This is a genomic window from Prevotella sp. AM23-5 (assembly GCF_003473645.1).
In the GTDB taxonomy this organism is placed as follows: Bacteria; Bacteroidota; Bacteroidia; order Bacteroidales; family Bacteroidaceae; genus Prevotella; species Prevotella copri_A.
On record NZ_QUCG01000164.1, the window covers coordinates 1 to 1,462 of the forward strand.

At 35.0% G+C, this 1,462-nt stretch carries 1 protein-coding gene; it reads right to left on the minus strand.

The window, feature by feature from the left end; translation table 11 throughout:
* Positions 1-266 precede the first annotated feature (266 nt).
* Positions 267-605 (minus strand): single-stranded DNA-binding protein, encoded by a 339-nt coding sequence (locus DW657_RS17310; RefSeq protein WP_118313575.1) that lies wholly within the window; start codon positions 603-605, stop codon positions 267-269.
* Between the last annotated feature and the right edge of the window lie 857 nt (positions 606-1,462).

Genomic DNA, 1,462 nt, shown 5'->3' on the forward strand with positions numbered 1-1,462 from the left:
ATGAAAACATAGATATAAGAAAAGTAGAATATAGCCATATAGATATTGCCCTATATAAACATAGAAACAAAGCACTATATCCTTATAGGACTATATGTTTATATAAAAATATAGACATATAAATATATACATCTATAACAATATATAGATATAAAGCATAAACTACTAGATATAAGCAACTTAGTAACGAGCAGTCAAAAAGGCTATTCAAAAAATAGCCTTTTTGATATTGCCAATAAAAGTAGAACATAGAAACTAAAGGAGGTCTAAGCCTCCTTTGCTGTTTTTCGCACCAATTCAATCTTGGTGGCAGTCATCTTGGTGACATGGAAATCCTTTCCATCCTTGGTATAGGTATCAGCTTTGAAGAATCCTTCAACCTTTACCAACTTACCCTTTTGGAGCAAATCCAAGGTGGCGGTGTCATCATTCTTAATCCATGTCTCGATGTTAAGGATAGCCGAGAGCTTGATTTCCTGGTCATCCTTTTTCACTGAGGTTCTATATGAGATTCCGAAGCGTGCGATGCTTGATTTCTCAAAGTTATGTACTTCTGCGTTATTTACTACGAAACCAGAGATTGTGAAATTATTCATTGCGTTCATAATTGTAATTTTTAAATGTTAATACTAATTTTACGTGCATAAAAACAGCAACCAAGGAGAAGGTGAGTCGCGGCAAGAGATGTCCAATATGTTTTTCACCCATAGGGCATGGAGTTTTTGAAACCGGAGCAACTGCACCCAAAAAGTCTGAAAAAGATATTGAGACAAACAGGATGTGCGCCCTTGCCAACACCGCTTGGGCTAACTTTGCAAAGTAAAATGGTTGTTAACAGGATTATAAAAATTAGCTGAACGCATCAGAACTACTGATTTCACAACTGGTTTTAGATAATGCAGAGCAACATCTATACACAAAATCAAATTTGCACGAAGATGCCAAAATATAACACAGAAAAAGGAAGCAAGAAATCAAACAGCTTCTTGACATTGAAGCATAAAAGAACAAACATCGCCTTTTTGTTCTAGAAGAGTAATATCAAAATCGAAAGGATTTAATCTAGACGACTATACCAAGAACAAGAAGTATCACCATCAAGAAGACTGTTACCATGAAACAACTCAAAAAAATAAAAAAAGACTACAAACATTAAAATATATACGTTCTACAACAATTGGTAATCTATACAATAGAAAAGAGGCTTATAAAGAGCGAGTTAAGTTCTTATATAGATATATAATTATATAAACAAATAAGAAAATAAAAATATAAATATAGAACCATATAAGAAAATGTAACAATCGGTTTGTCCACCATATCCTTTAGGACATCCTGGACAAGCCAACCGCTCTCCCTTTAGTCCCATGGCACCATCATCGATGCCGACAGGGGACAAGATTCCACAGCTTCAGCTATAGAATCTTGGGGCATAGAGGATGGCACACTTGTGAGGAGAATG

Excerpts from the sequence above, each read along its gene's own strand:
- DW657_RS17310 (WP_118313575.1), bottom strand. The coding sequence starts at position 605 with ATGAACGCAATGAATAATTTCACAATCTCTGGTTTCGTAGTAAATAAC.